Here is an 18,052-nt window from a genome sequence, read left to right as displayed (position 1 = left end):
TTTTCTTACAACGCCAGAGAGCTCTGCGCGCGCATACGTACGTGGATGCCGTCGGCCTGCTGCTGGGTGATCAATGCAGGCTGCTGGTCCAGAAACGCGCGCATTGACGCCAGATCGTCCACACGCAGATTGCCGGTCAGGCGCAGCGCCCCGGCTTCGTCGCTGACATGCAGGCGCAGTGCGTTGCGACGGTTGAAGCGGTCGGCCACGTCGCGGAGCGGCTCATCACGGAACACCGCCCGCCCCTGCCACCAGGCCGTCATGCTGGCAGCATCCTCCGCGTTGACCTGTACGCGCTGGTCGCGGTAATCCACCTGTGCCGCCTGGCCGGCCCCAAGGTCGGCCAGCATTCGCCCCCTCCCGCCATCGCCACGCACCTGCACGCGCCCTTCGCTGACCCCGATGCGGGCCTGCTCGCGCAGCAGCGACACATCGAAGGTGGTTCCGATGTCGACCACCTGCAATCCGGCCGCATGCACCGCGAACGGACGGCGGTCCGGTGCCACCACGAAACTGGCCTGCCCGCGCTCAAGTTCGATCCGGCGCGCCAACAGCGTCATTCGCACCGACACCTCGGTCTCCGCGTCCATGTGCAGCACGGTGCCATCGGACAGGGTGATTCTACGCGGCTCACCATGTGCGGCCACGAAGTGACTGGTCTGTGGCCAGGCAAGGCGCGCGCCGCCGCCTACGGCCAGCAGCACACACGCGGCCATCGCCACCCGCGGCAGCCAGCGACGCCGCGCTGCAGGAGGCGTTGCCCCGGGACGGCGACGCGGCGAAAGCCGTACCACGTTGTGGCTGTTCGGTGCCGCTGCGGGGGCCGCCAACAACGCGTCCAGATCGATCGGCATGTCGCGCAGTGCGTCGCCCAGTGCGCCGGCTGTTTCACTGATCGCCATGTATTCGCGCAGGTGGTCCGGCGACGCCACCAGCCACTGCATGAAGGCGCGCTGCTGCGCCGCACTGACCGCTCCCTGGCGCTGCAGGGCGTGCCAGTTCGCCGCAGCCTGGGTGATGGCCGATGGATGTTCGACAGGCATGGTCAGGAGACCTCCACCGGCTCTGCCATGGCCCGGCGGCAGACAGACAGTCCGCGCACCACGTGCTTCTTGACCATGTGCGGCGAAACGCCCAGGCGTTCTGCAATCTGCTTGTAGCTGAGCCCGTCGCGGTACTGCATGACCAGCACCGCCCGGGTGTGCTCGGGCAGGGTGGCCAGCAGCGTCTGCAGGCGCTGGCGGCGCTGTTCGCGTTCGGCGGCGTCTTCCACGCATTCCCCGCTCGCCAGGCCCGGGCCCAGCTGTTCGATCTCATCGATGGGCAGTGTCGACCAGCGCCGCCGCGCCGCCTGTTCGCGCGCAAGGTTCTGCGCGACCGTGAACAGATACGCCTCCGGATTGGCGATGGGCTCACCCGCGCCTTCATGCGCGCGCAGCAGCCTCAGGTAGGTTTCCTGGACCAGGTCTTCCGCGTCCTGGCGCGCACCACGACGCACGAAGAAGCCGCGCAGCACCGGCGCGTGATCCTCGAACATGCGTGCCAGGCGCCGTCTTGCCTGTTCGGCCACCTGTGTCGCCTCACCCCTGAAGTGTGCAGCACGGTAGGACACGCAGATGACGGCACGGTGACGGTTACGGCTCTGGACGCAATCGTCGCTGACCGGCAGTGTCTGCCAGCATGCTGCCGCCAGGATCCGCCGCTCACTCGTCCGTCGTCGCCCGATCCTCCGCGCGCCACGACCAGCCGATGTCGGCGTCCACGCCGATCCCACTACAGCGGCTCGGCAACGGCCACGCTCCGCAAACCCGCAGCTTGCGCCTGCCGCTGCACGGTGTGCCCGCCACCCGCTGGAAGCAGCTGGAACACCTGCTGTCCAGCACCCGCGTCGACCAGTCCGTGATACTGGCGTTGATCACCGCAGGCTTCGGCGGCACCGACCTGGCCCGGCATCTGGTGGACGCGCTGCTGGAGCAGCTCCAGCAGACCCAGCCGGTGTCCGCTGCATGGATCGGGCTGGTGCGGCAGGCGCTGACAGACCCGCGCGAGGTGTGGGAACCGGCCTACCTGAGCGAACGAGCGCGACTGCGGGTCCATCTGCAGACCCATCCCGGTCCGCTGCTGCGTGGCCTGTACCTTGCGCTGCTGCGACCCTGGTCGTTGCCGCCACGCCGCTGGCAGCAACAGTGGAGTGGCCTGCCCGCGTCGCAGCAGACGTGCTGGCCTGCGCTGTGTGAGGCGCGAGGCGAGCCACTCACGTTGCACCGTGACGAGGCCCTCGGCCGCTTGCGGCAGCAGTGGCAGGACTGGTTTGGAGCCCGCCTGAGCCGGCCTCTGCTGGCCCGCTGCCTGGGCCGTGCCCAGCGTTTGAATCGTGACGAGCCCGGCGTGTGGGAACCGCTGCTCGCCATTGATGTGCTTCGCGAACACGGCGGCGGAAGCAGTGGAATGGAGGCCGTGCTGGTGCGCACCCATCTGCGCACGCCCTCGCCGCGGACGCAGAGGACAAACCCGCTGGTCTGCTGCCTGCTGGAAATCGCCGCCCGGGCCCGCTGCGACCGGCCTGACGCCATGTGCGCCCTTGAGAGTCCGGCCCCGATGCGCGCGGCTGCGCTGTGCGGACTGCTGCTCCTGCAGCCATTCCAGCCGCCCGCGATGCTCCGGCAGGGTGCCGCTCGACCAGAGCCCCGTGCAGGGCTTGCCGGCGGGTCCACCACCGAACGCCTGCCACCGTCGCTGGACGTTCCCGAGGAAACGGACGTTGCAACGTGGCCGCCCACCGCCGGCACACAGGCGGGCGCACTCACCGCAGCAGGCGCTCCTCGCCGGTGGTCCGCGATGGGGACCGTCTACGGCGCAGCGGCAGTCCCGGCAGGGCCCCCCTTCGTGGCCCACCGCAGCGGCGGGCTGCGTCCGGAAGAAGCACGGACCACCGTGGCTGCACGTTTCACCGCTGAAGTGAGCGCACATTGGCTGGGGGTATCCGGCAGCACCGCCGCCGACTTCAACGCGGGAGTGCAGTCCCTGCTTCACAGAGCCGGCGTCACCATCGCCGAACGCGTGCATCCTGACACCGCCGTGGACGCGCTGTTCGAGCGCGGCGATGCACTGCTCGCCAACACGCTGCAGCAAGCGGAGGTGCCCTTGCTGGTGCACCAGCTGCTCGCGCACGCGAGCCGCACGACCCGGATCTATCTGCTGGCGTTGGGACTGAGCCGCCTGTTCGCACGCATCCAGCCGCGGCCGCTGGACGATCCCGCCATGCGCCAAGCCGCGCAGTGGATGGTCAGCGTGGAAGCGGGCTTCCGCGCGCAGGTTTCCCACCCCGAGGTTCGCGCGAGCGTTGACACAGGCGACGCAGCGCACTGGCTTGCACCGCCCGCCAACAACACCACCAGCGCATCCCCGCTGACCTGTGCGCAGGCCATTGACGACGCCTGGGACGCGGAGTTCCGCCCTGAGCCCGCACTGGCATGGCCGTACGGCAGACTGCAACACAAACACAGTGGCCGGTTTGCGCAGCCCCTGGCGACGGCGGATCTCCCCACCCTTGCATTGGCGGATGTGGTGCTCGGCATCGCCCATCCTCTACTGGAAGCGCGCCAGCCCGGGTACACCCTGCACCTGCTGCCACAGCTGAGTGCCGCACACTGGCAGCAGCACTGCGCGCATTACGCCCAGACGCAGGCTCTGCTGGATGCGCCAAGCTGTCTGCTGGTCACGTGGCATCGGGTGGCGCGGCAACTGCAGGCGTTCGCCCAACAGCTGCCTCTGATCGATGCCAGCGACGCCAGCCTGCACCTGCGCAGCCGGCTGCGCGGCCTGATTCTGCCGCTGCACCGCGCGGTCCAGTCTCTGGAGGGCCGGTGTGCTCACCTGCCGCGGCACGCCCGTGCACGTCGCAACGTGCGTGGGTTCCTGGCGCTGGTACATCGGCACCAGCGTCTGCATGCAATGGACGCGACCGCTGTGGCAGATGCGGTGCATGCCGTACTGCCCACCCCGCGTGCCGCACTGCCGGCGGTGCTGTCGCACCTGCTGGATCACAGCGGTTTTCCCGATGCCGAGGATCTGGAAGCCACCGTTGAGCGGCTGTATGCGCGAGCTGCCACCCGCCGGCTGCTTGCGCAGCTTGTCGGCGTACCATCAGACCGCCTCGACAGTGCGATGGTCCATCTGTTTTTTCTCCGCCTCGCCGCAGCGCCACTTGGCGTGAGCGACCGCACGCCAACACTGCTGCAGTGGCAGCGGCAGTTGACACGCAAGGCGGCGACCGATGTGCTGCGGGGCGAATGGATCGAGCGGCTTTCTCCTGCGGGTGCGGCGGCCCTGTTCGAGCGTGACGATGGGCCGGGTCTGCAGGGCCTGCTGGAAGACGCGTTGGCCATTCCTGACCATGCACCGCATCGCTGGGCGCTACGTCAGCAGGCTCCCCAGCGTCTGCAGGCATGGCTGGAAAGCCACACAGGTCGACGCCGGATGGCCGATGTGCTGGGCCAGCCTGGCGTTGGCCTGCGCTTCCTGTTCCGCGACCGTGGGCTGCCACCGCCGCTCTCGCTGCGTCTTCTGCAGCGCGCGGTAGCGCACTACCTGCCCGATACCTCACCGGACACCTTGGCATCTGTGTGCGCACGCGCCTCTCGATCGCCCGCGCCGGTGATCACGCTGGCGGTGATGCTGCACACGCACTATCCGTTGCTTTCCGCGCTGGCGTGCCTCACCCACGCCGCGGTGCTGCTGGCCGATGCAGCGCCCGCCAGGGAGATCCCGGCTTTCGTGCTGCGCTTTCCACTGCCGCCCTTGCCCGCCAACTTTTCGGCTCCGGCGCTGACCCTGCAGGAGGTGTTCCGCGACTGCGGTATGCCGTGGCTGGAGCAGCTCGAACCGGGAATGCCGCCTTGGCAGGCCTGGGAACTGCTGGTGGTCACAGCCGGATTCCAGGATGCCGCAGGTCAACTGCTGGACACGGTGGCAGCTCGTCCTTCCACGATGACTGCCCTCACCGCGCAGCAGACCGTAGCACGGTGGCTGTTGGACCATGGCGTCGGCCACGCGGTGGTCGCGAGCATCTCGGCCGCGTTGGAAGGTGACCACGCCTCCATGCTGGACACCCGTGAAATCCTGCAGCAGCAGCTGCCAGCACTGCCATCGCGGATGGCACGCGGGGTGTTGTGGTGGTTGCTGGTACGGCAGGCGGGTCGGCCGGAATGGTGCGTGGCCGAGCTGCCGGACGGGCTGGATTACGGCCGCTCTCTGCGCAGCGTGGCGCTGCTGCAGGCGGTGAGTCTGTGCGAAGCGGCCGTCCCCGGCGCGGTGGATGCGCTCGATTACTCCCGTCTGGTGCAACTGCCCGGGCGGTTGTCGCCGTCAGCCGCGGCCACCCGCGAGGACCACAGCGCGGCCTGGCTGCATGCACTGGTGCGACCCGCGCTGCTGTATGCCGCCGCCCACCGTCGAATCACCCAGCACGGCGGCCCTGCCCGCGCCAGCGCCAACGAAACGCGGCACGCACTGGCGTTCGTGCGCGAGCGACACGCCGCGCTTGCACTGGCCGCAGACCAGCTGCTGCGCCCGGCTCCGCAGCGCCGGATGCTAGCCGCGCAGCAGCTGCGCGACGCGGGCGTTCCTGATCCTTACTGGAATCGCACGATCGAGCACGTTCCAGTCGACGTCCTCGACGCAGCGGGCGTGACGCGCAGGCCGCCGGGCGCGACCGGCGTTGGCGGAATGTCGGCGCTGCTCGATGCTGCAGTGCATGCGGTGGAGGACGCGTTCAACCCGGACACGCTGCTGGAACAGCTGGTGGACGGAACCGTGGAACTGACCGGCCACCCCTCGATCGCGCAGCTGTTCGACCAGGCCTTCGCGCTGTACCAGCAGCAGATGACAGGTGCGCTGGCGGTCCTGCTTGCACGATCACTGGACGGGCTGCCGGCGACGGATTGGCAGATGCTGCGGGGTGCCACGGTCACGCCGTTGCTGGTCCCGGGAGCGCCGCACGGCATCGTGTTGCGGTGCGTGCCTCCAGCCACCGGACAGGGAGCGCCCTCGGCGATCCATCTGGCCGTGATTCCCAGTGCCGGCTACGCTGCGCGGCTTCGCAGCGGCGACCTGCGCGTGGACGGGCAATGGCAATCGGGAGTGCTGTATCCGCACCGCAGCTTCGTGAGCGGCACGGTACCCGCCCGATTCGGGCCCGAGGATCACCAGGTGCTGGAGGTCGCGCGGTGCCACAGCGGCCCGAAGCAGTCCGTCCCGGCCAACGGCAGCGGAGATCCGGTTGCATTGTTGGACGCCATGGCCGGGATGATGTACGGCGACTTCTTCATCCGCACGCGCGATGCGGAGCTGGGTCGGCTGACCGGTGGTGAGCGGCTGCAGCAGGTGGAAGCATCAGTGGCCGATGCACTGGCCCGCTTCGCGATTCCCTTCTACGGCTGCGGGCGGGATCTGCTCGACGGTGACGCCGCCGGCGCTCGCGTGGACTGCACGATCGATGCGCTCTCGATGATGCTGCCGGAGGCCGGCCTCGGCCGCCTGCTCCGCGGCACCACCGAACTGGTGGCGAAGGCCGGCAGGGTCAGCGCGCGCCTCCTGCTTGGCGATGCCGCGCGCGTGATGCTGCGCCTGGGTGAGGACATTGCCGCCCAGAGCGGGGTGAGACTGCTGCACGACCTCGGCCAGGGCGTGGTGCGCCTTGGCCGTGAAGGGACGCAGTGGTTGCTGGACCACGTGCCCGCGCTGGAATCTCGACTGGCATCGACGCTGCGGCACGGCGAAGAGCGGACCGCAGGTTTCGCGCTGGATCGCCGCCTGCTGGAGGAAACAGGTGGGCACGACATCGTGGAAGCGGGGTGCGCACGGGTTCGCAGGCAGGTGGACATCGGGGGATGCACCAGCGAGACCATCACCCTGTTTGGCTATGTACCCGCACCGGCGTTCGACACGCCGGGTGAAGTAGGCTGGTTTGCCGGCATGCAGGTGGCTTCTGACGAACCCCTCAGCGAGACCGGGCGCCGCTTCATCGTCGACGGCGAATTCTGGCAACAGACAGCCAGCCACGCGGGCTATCGCTTTACGCGTGACAGCGGCGGCACCGTGCCGCAACCCCGACAACGCATCCGCGCGCGGCTCGTAGGTGGCGAATCGCAACTGGTCCGCGTGGAACTGCACAACCCTTATCCCGACCACCTGCTACGCGTCGAGCAGGGTGCGGTGATCGGCCGCGCGGACGACGGCAGCCGTGCCCTGATCACCCGGGTGTCCCCCGGACGCTTCTATGTCGCGCCTCTGCCTGCCGGTGCCGCCCCCCTCCCCGGACAGGCCCTGGAATTCTGGCCGCTGGAGCAGCAGGGCTTCTCTGCCGCCGAGAACGACGCGGTCAAAACCGCCTGGTGGGGAGCCTTTCACTACAGCCAGCAGTGCCAGCTCAGCGGCGCGGCGCTGGTGGACCGGTTTGGCAGCCAGCTGCAACGGCAACTGGAGCAGCTGGGTGACCTTGACCGGTTGCTGCAGGAGGTGCGCGCCGGCAGCCCCTACACGTTCCACAACCTTCCTGCGCAGGCGGTGATGTCATGCGCGCAATCCAATTGCCGCTATGTGCAGGCGCTGCGTCAGCAGATTGGACCCGCACACTGGCGCCCCCCTCGACCGGACGATGTCTGGATCAGTGACGCGCTGCGCGATCTGCTCAACCCGCCGGGAACCGTAGCGCGGGACGTATTCACCACGTTGGACGACACTCTGGAAGCCCGTTTTCTGACACCGCGACGCGGGCCGGCGAAGACGCTTGCGATGGCCGAGCTCACCCTCCAGGGCGAACCAGTGCCGCTGGTGTTCCATGCCACCTCCGGTCAGCGCAGGGGCAAGGGCCTGCTGCCCCTGTCGAATCTGGAGCAACGCAGCGCACCTGCGGGATGGGAGGTGGACGGCAGGAATGTGCGCACGCCTCACGCACGCTACATTGACGCCCAACCCAGCGCGGCGTCGATCACACAGGGTGAAGTGAACACCGTGGCACCGCATCATTCCCTGCACGCCGAGGACCTGGATGGCCATCTTTTCAACGAGCGCAACGCACGCCGTCTGGATGCCGAACGCAACCTGTACTACCGCATCGAGCGCCAGATCACCGAGGGTGCGCTCGACCCGACCCAGGTGACCTCGGTGCGGCTGTTCTCCTCACGGCGCATCTGTGCGTCCTGCCACATTTCCGTGGGCAGCCTGCGTGCGCGGTTCCCGGAAGCGTACTTCGAGGTGGTCGAACGGCAAGCCGGGCCGGCGCTGGACATCAACGCCGCTGCAGCCACGCAGGACGTCGCTGCGAAGGCTCCGCTTACTCCCCGCTCGGGACGACCTGCCGACGCAAGGTAAACACCGTGATCTCCGACGGCACGCCGATGCGCGCGGCAAAGCCCGGCCACAATCCTGCGCCGTTGCTCACATACAGGGTCATGCCGCCGACTGCGTAGCGCCCGGACACAAAGCCTCCATTGGCGCGCTTGACCAGCTGGTCCATGCCCACGATATGTCCGCCGTGGGTATGTCCGGAAAGCTGCAGCGCGACCCCCGCGTCCGCATTGGCACGCGCCAGGGTCGGCCGGTGGTCGAGCAGGATGACCGGCACCTCGGGCGCGATCCCGGCCTTCGCCTTCTGAAGGTCGGGCATCGGCAGCCCATATCGTGCCGCGACGGGATCGGTGACGCCGGCGATGGCCAGCACCGCGCCGTCGCGATGGATCAGGGTATGGCTGTTCTCCAGCACCAGCATGCCCAGCGCGCGGAAGGCCGGCATCCACTGCGCATACTGGCCGTAGTACTCGTGGTTGCCGGTGATGGCGATGACCCCATCGCGGGCCTTGAGCTCGCCCAGCGGGCGCACGTCATTGGCGCGTGCGGCGACGCTGCCATCCACCAGGTCACCAGTGATCACCACCAGGTCCGGTTGCTGCGCATTGCTTTCGGCCACGACCTTGGCCACCCAGTCGCCGGTGAGCAGGCGGCTGGCGTGGATGTCGGTCAGCTGCAGCACACGGTAGCCATCGAAGGCCGCGGGCAGATTGTCGATCGCGACCTCGACATGGCGCACCTTGGGCACCGCCATGCCCTGGCTGATGCCATACGCGGACAGCAGCAGTGCCACCATTGCTGCCGAGGGTCTCAACCAGGGCGTGCGCAGCGCATCGGCCACGCGCCGGACCCGCAGCATCCGGCTTGCCAGCAGCAGTACGTCCAGCACGATCACGAACACCGCCAGCAGCAGCACCGCGGTGAAGCCGGTCGCCAGCAGCGCGATGACCATTTTCGGCAGTTCGGGCGAGGCCATGGTGCCGGCAAAGCGGGCCACGATCCGGTGATGCAGCGCCAAGGCGATGATCAGCAGGCCGAGCGGACCACGCAGCGATAAAGAAAGTTTAAGGGGCCAGACGACGCGCCACACCAGGTACAACGCAAGCAGCAAACCGACAACACTCAGCACAGGCAGTTCCAGATCCGGGGGGAGGATGGCCGATGAATGGGCCAGCCTGCATGTTTAGCGGAATCTGGTCGCTAGCGCTACCTTGGGCGCGTTTTCGTGCGCAGGATCATGCGTGTCAAGGCGGACCGTCATTTCTGGTTATGCTTGACCGCAGCGCGGATCAGCCCCTTGAAGGCTGTGGCGTCGAGCGTATCGCCCTCATGCAGGTCAATGGCGCGGCGGGTGTTGCCGTCGAGGCTGGCATTGAACAGGCCTTTGGGGTCGGGCAACGAGGCGCCTTTGGCGAAGGTCAGCTTCACGGCCTTCTTGTAGGACTCGCCGGTACACAGAATGCCGTTGTGCGACCATACCGGCACACCACGCCATTTGACCTCTTCCACCACGTCAGGGTCGGCGGCGTGGATCAGCTCGCGTACACGGGCCAGGGTGGTTCCCCGCCAGTCGTCGAGGGACGCGATCTTCTCGCTGATTTCGGAATTCTTCCCGCTCATGCCTTCTCTCCCGGAAGCGCGCTGGCCTGTTTGACCCATGCGATGAACTGCGCCTCGTCCAACGGCGCGTCCTCGAACACATGCAGGTAACGCACTTCTGCCTGTCTGGATTCCACCGGAGGCATCGGCTGCAGCGATGTGCCTTTGAAGAACGCCACCTTCAGATATCTGCTGATGCAGTGGAACGAAAGGAACCAGCCCTGCCCTTCGATGCCATACCAGGGCGAATTCCACTTCACCGCCTTGCGCACCTTCGGCACAGTAGCCGTGATCAGCGTGTCCAACTGTCGCGCGCGGTCCTGCTTCCACCCGGGGATCGCATCCAGGTACGCCTGGACAGGACCTTCGCCCTCGCCCTTGGGAATCTGCGGGTTGTCGCCCGCCAGCAGGCGTACTTTGCCAGCGGCAGGCGTGGAGCCTGATGAACGCGAGGCCTTGCGGGTGCCGCTGGTAGCCATGCCTTTTCCGCCGTGGAGGTCCGTTGGCGTTATAGACCGCCCGGCCGCCGAACACAACTCAGCGCGCCCACCCCGACACCGAAAAAATACTGGAAAAAACACGGGAGTTTACCGATGCGCCGCCGCTACGGGGCCGCCAGCATGGGCAGCACTCACCCCGCGAAGAAGGCAGATCCTCATGGCAACCAAAGCGGCCAAGACGGCCAAGTCCGCAAAGCCGGCCAAGGCCTCCCGCCCCAATATTCTGGTGATCTTCGGCGACGACATCGGCATACCGCAGATCAGCGCTTACACCCGCGGGCTGATGGGCTACCAGACCCCCAACATCGACCGCATCGCCAACGAAGGCGCTCTGTTCACCGACTCCTATGGGCAGCAAAGCTGCACGGCCGGACGCGCCTCATTCATTCTGGGCCAGGAGCCGTTCCGCACCGGCCTGCTCACCATTGGCATGCCAGGCGACCCGCACGGCATTGCCGACTGGATGCCGACCATTGCCGACGTGCTGGGCGCAGAGGGTTACGCCACGGGCCAGTTCGGCAAGAATCACCTCGGCGACCAGGACCAGCACCTGCCGACCAACCACGGCTTCGACGAGTTCTTCGGCAACCTGTATCACCTGAATGCCGAAGAGGAACCCGAGGGCTACTTCTATCCGAAGGATCCATCGTTCAAGAAGAAGTTCGGGCCGCGCGGCGTGATCCACTCCAAAGCCGGCGGCAAGATCCAGGATACCGGGCCACTCAACAAGGAACGCATGCCGACCGTGGATGAGGAGTTTCTGGAGGCCGCGCAGACCTTCATCAGCGATGCGGTGGAGGAAGACAAACCCTTCTTTGTCTGGTTCAACACCACGCGCATGCACGTGTTCACCCACCTCAAACCGGAATCTGACGGGGTGACCGGCAAAGGCCTGCACGCCGATGGCATGGTCGAGCATGACGGCCACGTCGGCCAGCTGCTCAACCAGCTCGACGAACTGGGCATCGCCGACAACACCATCGTCGTCTATACCACCGACAACGGAGCCGAGATCGCGCTGTGGCCGGACGGTGCGATGACACCGTTCCGCGGCGAGAAGGGCACCACCTGGGAAGGCGGCATGCGCATTCCGATGATGGTGCGCTGGCCGGGCGTGGTTGAACCGGGTACGGCCTACAACGACATCATCTCGCTGATCGACTGGTTCCCGACCCTGTGCGCCGCCGCCGGTGTTGACGACGTGGTCGGTAAGCTGAAGAAGGGCTACAAAGTCGGCAAGAAAACCTTCAAGGTGCATCTGGACGGCTACGACTTCGGTCCCTATTTCAAGGGCAAGGTCGATGCCGGCCCGCGCCAGGCGCTGTACTACTTCGACCAAGGCGGAAACCTCAACGCGGTGCGCTATGCGGACTGGAAGGTCAGCTTCGCGGTGGCCAGCCACGGCAACATCGCCACCGCCTCGCGCAAGGTGACCTCGTGGGCCACCATCTCCAACCTGCGCATGGACCCGTACGAGCGCGGCATGGAGGAAGGCGGTGGGGCCACCGGCTTCCTGGCCCAGCAGATGTGGCTGCTGGTTCCCATCCAGGCGCAGATCAAGGCGTTCTTCTCCGACTTCACCGACTATCCCTACCAGGCCGGCAGCTCGCTCAACCCCAGCGGCATCAACTACAGCCTGTTGCAGCAGCAGGACGCCCTGAAGCGGCTGAAGGAATTGGAAACCCTGCGCACCAACTGAGGCGCAGTGCCCCGGGCTGGCTGAACGGCAGCCCGGGGCCATCGCCCCCGCCCCTTGCGCCGGGCCGGCACCGGGCCTATAAATGAGCAACCACTCATTCAATGATCCCGCATGGCCCGTCCCCTCAGCGACCAGAAACGCGATGCGATCCTGACCGCCGCCGGCCGCCTGGTCGCAGCGCAGGGGGTAGCCGCGTCGACGTCGCAGATCGCCAGGGCGGCCAAGGTTGCCGAAGGCACCGTGTTCACCTATTTCGAGAACAAGGACGTGCTGCTCAACGCCCTGTTCGTGCGGCTGGAGATGCGGCTCGCGGCAAGTATCGGGGATGCATTCCCGGTGGAGGCCAGCGCACAGGACCAGCTTCACCACGTGTGGGACGCGCTTATCCGCTGGGGTCTGCAGTACCCGGATGACGCCAAGGCGTTGCGCCAGCTGAAGGTCTCAGATCGCATCAGCGACAGCACCCGCCTGCACTGCGAAGGGTTGTTCGGCGGCATGCTGCAGGCGCTGCAATCCAGGTTGTCCGCGCACATGGACCCCGACCGGCTGCCGTTTTACCTCGGGCGGGTTCTGGTCAACCTGCTGGACACCACGCTGGACGCCATCACCGCCCAGCCTGATCAGCGCCAGGCGCTGCAGCAGGCCGGCTTCGATCTGTTCTGGAAAGGCATCCAGCGATGACTTTATCTGCCTTAATAAATGAGCGCCTACGCACTCATCTTAAGAGCCGTACCGTTCGCGTGCTTGTTGTTGTCTCCGCCCTCACCGTTCTGATCGGGATGACCGTTACCGTGCCTATTTCTACCTACCCCCAGTCACCGCAGCAGTTCGACGACCAGTTCCGCAATGCCGCGCCGAAGCCGAAAGAGACGCTGGGCAGCACGCTGAAGCTGTTCTGGGATTTCTTTTTCAACCGCCCGGACGGCACCGTGCCGGTCAGTTCGCCACCGGTGCGCGTGCTGAGCCCGGCGGCGCTGGCCAAGGCCCCGGATCGCAGCGTGTACCGGTTGGGTCACTCCACCCTGCTGATCAAACTGCGGGGCGGATGGTGGCTGACCGACCCGGTGTTCTCCGAACGCGCTTCGCCGTTCCAGTGGATCGGGCCGAAGCGCTTCCACGCGCCGCCGATCGCGCTGAACGACCTGCCACCGATTCGCGGCGTGCTGCTCTCGCACGACCATTACGACCACCTTGACCGCGCCACAGTGAAATACCTGGCCAACCGCGCCGAGATGTTCCTGGTACCGCTGGGCGTCGGCGACCGCCTCACGCACTGGGGTGTGCCGGCAGACAAGGTGCGTCAATTCGACTGGTGGCAGGAAACCGAGGTGGATGGCCTGCGCCTGGCGTTCACCCCCACCCAGCACTTTTCCGGCCGCGGCCTGCGCGACAGCAACCGCACCCTTTGGGGTTCATGGGTGATCATCGACGACGCGCTGCGCGTGTACTTCAGCGGGGACACCGGCTACTTCCCCGGCTTCAAGGAAATCGGCACGCGCTACGGGCCATTCGATGTTGCCTTCATCGAAACCGGTGCGTATGACGCCAAATGGCCGTACGTGCACATGCAGCCCAACCAGACAGTGCAGGCCCACCAGGACCTGCGCGCACGCTGGCTGGTGCCGATCCACAACGGCACCTTCGACCTGGCCATGCACACCTGGGACGATCCGTTCGAACAGGTCAGTGCCCTCGCGGCGCAGCGTGGCATCGCGCTGTCCACGCCGGAAATGGGCGAGCGCCTGGACCTGAACGCACCGCACCCGGGGCGTCCGTGGTGGCGCACGATGAAGACGACCGCGTCCGCCCCACTCCAGCCCGTGGGCCAGCGCTGAGCACCGAATCTGAAGCGCTGGCAGCGCAGAAGGGTCTGCAGGCGCTGCGTTATCATGCGCAGTCCAGGAACGAACTTCCCTTCAAGGACGCCCATGCAGATCGATATCCGTCAGATTCCCGCCAGCGGCTGGACCCCACAGGCCATTCCCGAGTTCCCCTGCTGCCCGGATCCTCAATTGGAGGGTCTGGCGCAGATCGGCCGGGACGCCGGCAGCATCAATGAACTGATGGAATTCCTTCAGGGCGGTTTCGCGAGCACCCTGTTCGCCTTCGGGCAGGTGCTGCGCGAGCAGCTGCCGGCTACCGATCTGCACCTGGATGCCGCAGCTGTCGCTCAGCTGTTCCAAGGCAACAGCGAGGTGGTCGTGCACCACGGCAACCTGGTGGTGGACGGCGACCTGCAGCCGCCCTCGGCCTTGCTGGTCACCGGCGACCTCACCGTCAACGGCATCCTCCGGGACACCGGAAACGTAGCCGTGCTGGGCAACCTGCGCTGCCACAGCGTGGGCTCGGAGGCGTGGTTCATCGTCGGCGGAGACTGCGTCGCGCGCGATTTCGTCTACGGCGATTACAACGACAACATGTTTGAAGTGCTGGGCAGGATCCAGGCACGCGCCGTGGTGACCAGCGACCACGCGATCTACGCCGAAGAGGGTCTGCATGTCGCACACGCGCCCAGCGAACCGGGTGTCAACTGGGAGGCGGAAGTATTTGACCTGTGGGACGCCGCCCATTGCGAGGAGCTGCTGGCAGCAGTCGGCGCGGAGATCCACACGCTGATTCCCGTGGCGAAGTTCGACGCCTTGGAGCAAGCATGAACCTGAGTGGTCTGCATCCATGACCGCTGCTTACGTGCTGCCGCTCTCGCAGGAGGCGGTGGCGTCGTATCTGGAAGACGGCTCGATTCCAGTCAGCGCGCTGGAGCGCGCCGGGCTGTTCGCCGCCGCACTGTGCCTGCGCAGCCGCCAGCCGGAAGGAGCCTTGAGCGCGATGCTGGAACAGGCCTGTGTTCTGTTCGCCGCAGAGCCTGACCAGGTACCGACGCAGCTGGCCGGATTGCGCGCCGGACTGCCGGCCACGCTGCAGGCGTGGCAGCAGGCACTGGCCGCGCAGGACCGCGTGCTGGCTCCGGCATCCGTGCTGGAGCAGCATGCGGCGGCGGACGAAGTATTCGACGCGGTGGCGTTTCAGCAGGCCTGCGACAGCACCCTGACCCCGCACACGGTGCGCTTCTACACCGAGGCGGCCTACCAGGAAACCAGCGAGACGATCGCCAGTGGCGAGCACGCACCGATCTACATCGAGCGCGACCACGACTACACCGACGACCAGGCCCGCGCCCTGCGCGCCATCGTCGCCAACGATGACGAGCACATCGACCTGGACGCCTACGCCGGTGCCGGCAAGACACATCTGGTGCTGCAGCTGCTGGCCGGGGCGACCCGGCATTTCACCTACCTCGCGCCGCGCCCCAGCCAGGTGCAGGCGTTTCGCGAGCGGCTGGGCACACAGGCATCGGTAGCACTGCTGTCGCAGATCACTTTCGCCAACCAGGTGGCGGCCGATGCGCATCGGCGTGGCGTGCTCAGCACCGACTACGCGCCGGCCTACCAGGTCAGCCGTTTGTCCTTTGCCGAGATCGTGAGCCGCATCGGCCTGCAGCCGATTGGCCGCACCTCCGCCACCAGCGTGCTGCGCATCGCCTTCGATGGCATTGCCAGCTGGTGCCGATCCACATCGCCAGAGCTTGAAGCCCGCCACTTCCTGCGTGCGGTGCCCTACGCGATGCTGGACGCGGCACCGTTCATCGCCGCCGCCGAGTACGTGTGGCGCTGCATGTTCAACCCGACCCTGCAGAAGGGCGGCATGCTCAGCCTGACGCCCGACCACATCGGCAAGTGGCTGGCGCAGCACGATGCCCGTATTCCCGCCCGCTGGGGCACGCTGTTGATCGACGAGGCCCATGACCTCAGCCCGGCGTGGAAGCAGCTGCTGTCCGGCTACGAGGGCGCGGTGATCAGCCTGGGCGATCCCAATCAGCGCCTGATCGGCCGCGCGCCACGCTTCGCCACCGGCATGGCATTGGAGATCAACCAGTCCGTGCGCCAAGGCCGCTACGTCGAGAAACTGGTCAACGACACGCTCGCGCTGGACACGGCCGGCGTGTACCAGCACCCGTTCACGGGGGCCAGCGCACATGCCACCGTGGCCGCCACCTATACGCGCTGGGACGAGGTGCCCGCCGAGGGCACGCAGGTGTTTGGCAGCGTCTGGCGGCTCTTGGAAGAAGCACAGCGGCTTGCCGCCGCCGGAGCCGCGTTCGGCATTCATCCCGAATCCCTGCGCCACCTCGCCCGCGAGGTGGACCGCGCTGCGGATGCCTACCGTGAACTGACCACCCAGGGCGGCAGCAGCCGGCGCTGGGAGGACCTCCTCACCGAGTGGGAGGAGCAGCAGCTGCCCCAGGTGTCGCGCCTGTTCATGCGCGGGTACAACCGCGCGCATTTCGATGCACTGTGCGAACGCCTGCAGCCTCATACGCAGGCGGCGTTGCTGCTGATGCTGGTCGAGCACAGCAAGAACACCGAGTTTGCCCAGGTCGCCATGGCACCCTGCTGCTTCCGCACCGGCTACGCCCGCCGCTACGCGCACAACCCCGTACGCGCGGCCTATACCGCCATGACCCGTGGGTCACGCCAGCTGTGGCTGCCGGAGGACGCGCTGGAAGACCTGCAGCAGAGCGCAGCGCGCTATCACGACCGAAAACGCCCGTAGGGACACGCCACGCGTGTCCGCAGAATCGCCGGCATCGCGTGGACACGCATGGCGTGTCCCTACACCGGTTCGGCGGCCGGGAACGTCCAGCTGCCATCCAATATCGCCTGCTGTGGCCGGTACAGCCGCACGGTGTAGTTCCAGCCGGGCATCGTCGGCAGGCAGTTCGGCACCTTCCCGTCGCATCCCCCAAACTGGATCGTCACTGCGCCGTCCGGGTCCTTGACCGCAGTGAGGTTGTTGAGCGAATAAGCGCCCAGCGCGTTCTTCTCGAAATAGCCCTTGGCGTTGTACACGCTCACCGACCAGAACGCGTCCACCGGCACGTCTTTGACCCGCAACCGGTATACGGCCTTGCCGTCATTGTTGGGTGGTGCCACACCCAGGTAGGTGGCGTCCTTGTCGGGATTGCCGCCCCACCCCGCTGCCGTCGCCATCAGATGCGCGACCGGGTCCACCTGGCCGGCCTGACCGAAGGCATGCCGGAAACCGGGCGACGTGGCGGCGAGGGCCAGCAATGCGTCGCGCACTTTGCCCTGGGTCACACTGTCCCAGCGCGGCAGTTCCAGCGTGCCCGGACCACCGGGCTGGGCCACGGTGATCGCATCCTGCAGACGGTGCACGGCCTCCACATCGGACGCATCCGCTGGATCGACCAGGGTGCGAATCCCCACCAGCGCGTAACGCGTGCCGGCCTTCTGCCGGTCGAAGGTATGGGGGCCGGCACCGTACTCGGTCCATGCGTAGTGGTCCTGGTTCACCACCATCAGCGATTGGAACCGCTCGCCTGCTTCGGGCAGCGTGATCGTTACCGGCCCGGCGTCCAGGTCGAACACCGCCGAGGTGTACAAGGTGTCACGGTTGAGACGGATCACGGTCTGGTTGTCGACGGAGGCCGGTTCCCGGCGGTGCACGAGCCTGCCCAGCCCGCCCGCTTCTTCGGTATGTTTGGCAATGTAGGTGTCTGACTCCGCCCGGATGAAGTTGGCGAGGGTCACTACCTGCGCGCCATCGGCCGTAAGCGCCGGCGGGGGCTCGGCGACTGGGGTGGGCGGCGGCGGAACCGATGCAGGCACTGGCGCGACAGGTGCCTGCGCTGTGGGTTCGGCCTCTGGTGAAGCAGGCTGCGCTTCGTGCTGGCCACCACAGCCGGCGCAGAGCGCGGCACCCAGCAACAGCAGAGTGATCTTGCCCATGGCACGCTCCTCGTTCGTCTGGCCGGGAGCATCGCGCCTAACACCCTGTGCTCCAAGCGGCGTTTTACGCATAACACGCCAGTATTTCTACTGATCGA

At 66.9% G+C, this 18,052-nt stretch carries 12 protein-coding genes; 6 read left to right on the top strand and 6 right to left on the bottom strand.

Annotated elements, in window-relative coordinates; genetic code table 11:
* Window positions 1-5: 5 nt before the first annotated feature.
* Window positions 6-1,043: a FecR domain-containing protein gene (locus EGJ34_RS01160; RefSeq protein WP_125358244.1), complete on the bottom strand. Its 1,038-nt coding sequence runs from the start codon at window positions 1,041-1,043 to the stop codon at window positions 6-8.
* Window positions 1,044-1,045: 2 nt separating this feature from the next.
* Window positions 1,046-1,570 carry a sigma-70 family RNA polymerase sigma factor gene (locus EGJ34_RS01155; RefSeq protein ID WP_185750030.1) on the bottom strand — a complete coding sequence of 175 codons (525 nt, stop codon included), beginning with the start codon at window positions 1,568-1,570 and terminating at the stop codon, window positions 1,046-1,048.
* A 179-nt stretch (window positions 1,571-1,749) separates the two neighbouring features.
* Between EGJ34_RS01155 and EGJ34_RS01150 the strand changes: the two genes are divergently transcribed.
* Window positions 1,750-8,373, top strand: a complete 6,624-nt coding sequence (locus EGJ34_RS01150; RefSeq protein ID WP_125358242.1) for a hypothetical protein — start codon at window positions 1,750-1,752, stop codon at window positions 8,371-8,373.
* Here EGJ34_RS01150 and EGJ34_RS01145 read toward each other — a convergent pair.
* The 3 genes from EGJ34_RS01145 to EGJ34_RS01135 all read right to left on the bottom strand — a co-directional run bounded on the left by EGJ34_RS01145 (window position 8,336) and on the right by EGJ34_RS01135 (window position 10,427).
* The gene (locus EGJ34_RS01145; RefSeq protein ID WP_125358240.1) at window positions 8,336-9,478 is read right to left on the bottom strand and encodes a metallophosphoesterase; all 1,143 of its coding nucleotides are present in this window, start codon (window positions 9,476-9,478) and stop codon (window positions 8,336-8,338) included. The two genes, EGJ34_RS01150 and EGJ34_RS01145, sit on opposite strands and share 38 nt — an antisense overlap.
* A gap of 128 nt (window positions 9,479-9,606) precedes the next feature.
* Window positions 9,607-9,969 carry a DUF1801 domain-containing protein gene (locus tag EGJ34_RS01140; RefSeq protein ID WP_221740367.1) on the bottom strand — a complete coding sequence of 121 codons (363 nt, stop codon included), beginning with the start codon at window positions 9,967-9,969 and terminating at the stop codon, window positions 9,607-9,609.
* The gene (locus EGJ34_RS01135) at window positions 9,966-10,427 is read right to left on the bottom strand and encodes a DUF1801 domain-containing protein (protein WP_125358236.1); all 462 of its coding nucleotides are present in this window, start codon (window positions 10,425-10,427) and stop codon (window positions 9,966-9,968) included. Before EGJ34_RS01135 ends, EGJ34_RS01140 begins: the two co-directional genes overlap by 4 nt.
* 178 nt (window positions 10,428-10,605) lie before the next feature.
* Between EGJ34_RS01135 and EGJ34_RS01130 the strand changes: the two genes are divergently transcribed.
* The 5 genes from EGJ34_RS01130 to EGJ34_RS01110 all read left to right on the top strand — a co-directional run bounded on the left by EGJ34_RS01130 (window position 10,606) and on the right by EGJ34_RS01110 (window position 16,758).
* Window positions 10,606-12,147 carry an arylsulfatase gene (locus EGJ34_RS01130; protein ID WP_125358234.1) on the top strand — a complete coding sequence of 514 codons (1,542 nt, stop codon included), beginning with the start codon at window positions 10,606-10,608 and terminating at the stop codon, window positions 12,145-12,147.
* A gap of 111 nt (window positions 12,148-12,258) precedes the next feature.
* Window positions 12,259-12,828, top strand: coding sequence for a TetR/AcrR family transcriptional regulator (locus EGJ34_RS01125; RefSeq protein ID WP_125358232.1), 570 nt, complete (start codon window positions 12,259-12,261; stop codon window positions 12,826-12,828).
* Window positions 12,829-12,926: 98 nt separating this feature from the next.
* Window positions 12,927-13,982 carry an MBL fold metallo-hydrolase gene (locus EGJ34_RS01120; RefSeq protein ID WP_125358230.1) on the top strand — a complete coding sequence of 352 codons (1,056 nt, stop codon included), beginning with the start codon at window positions 12,927-12,929 and terminating at the stop codon, window positions 13,980-13,982.
* Window positions 13,983-14,075: 93 nt separating this feature from the next.
* Window positions 14,076-14,801 (top strand): hypothetical protein, encoded by a 726-nt coding sequence (locus EGJ34_RS01115; RefSeq protein ID WP_125358228.1) that lies wholly within the window; start codon window positions 14,076-14,078, stop codon window positions 14,799-14,801.
* A gap of 19 nt (window positions 14,802-14,820) precedes the next feature.
* Complete coding sequence (locus tag EGJ34_RS01110) at window positions 14,821-16,758, top strand: hypothetical protein (protein ID WP_125358226.1); 1,938 nt, start codon at window positions 14,821-14,823, stop codon at window positions 16,756-16,758.
* A 59-nt stretch (window positions 16,759-16,817) separates the two neighbouring features.
* On the opposite strand, the gene EGJ34_RS01105 is transcribed toward EGJ34_RS01110, so the two are convergent.
* The gene (locus EGJ34_RS01105) at window positions 16,818-17,954 is read right to left on the bottom strand and encodes a DUF1254 domain-containing protein (protein ID WP_125358224.1); all 1,137 of its coding nucleotides are present in this window, start codon (window positions 17,952-17,954) and stop codon (window positions 16,818-16,820) included.
* Window positions 17,955-18,052 lie beyond the last annotated feature (98 nt).

Source organism: Stenotrophomonas sp. 278, assembly GCF_003935715.1.
Classification (GTDB): Bacteria; Pseudomonadota; Gammaproteobacteria; order Xanthomonadales; family Xanthomonadaceae; genus Stenotrophomonas; species Stenotrophomonas maltophilia_AH.
This window is presented reverse-complemented; position numbering and strand designations above follow the sequence as displayed.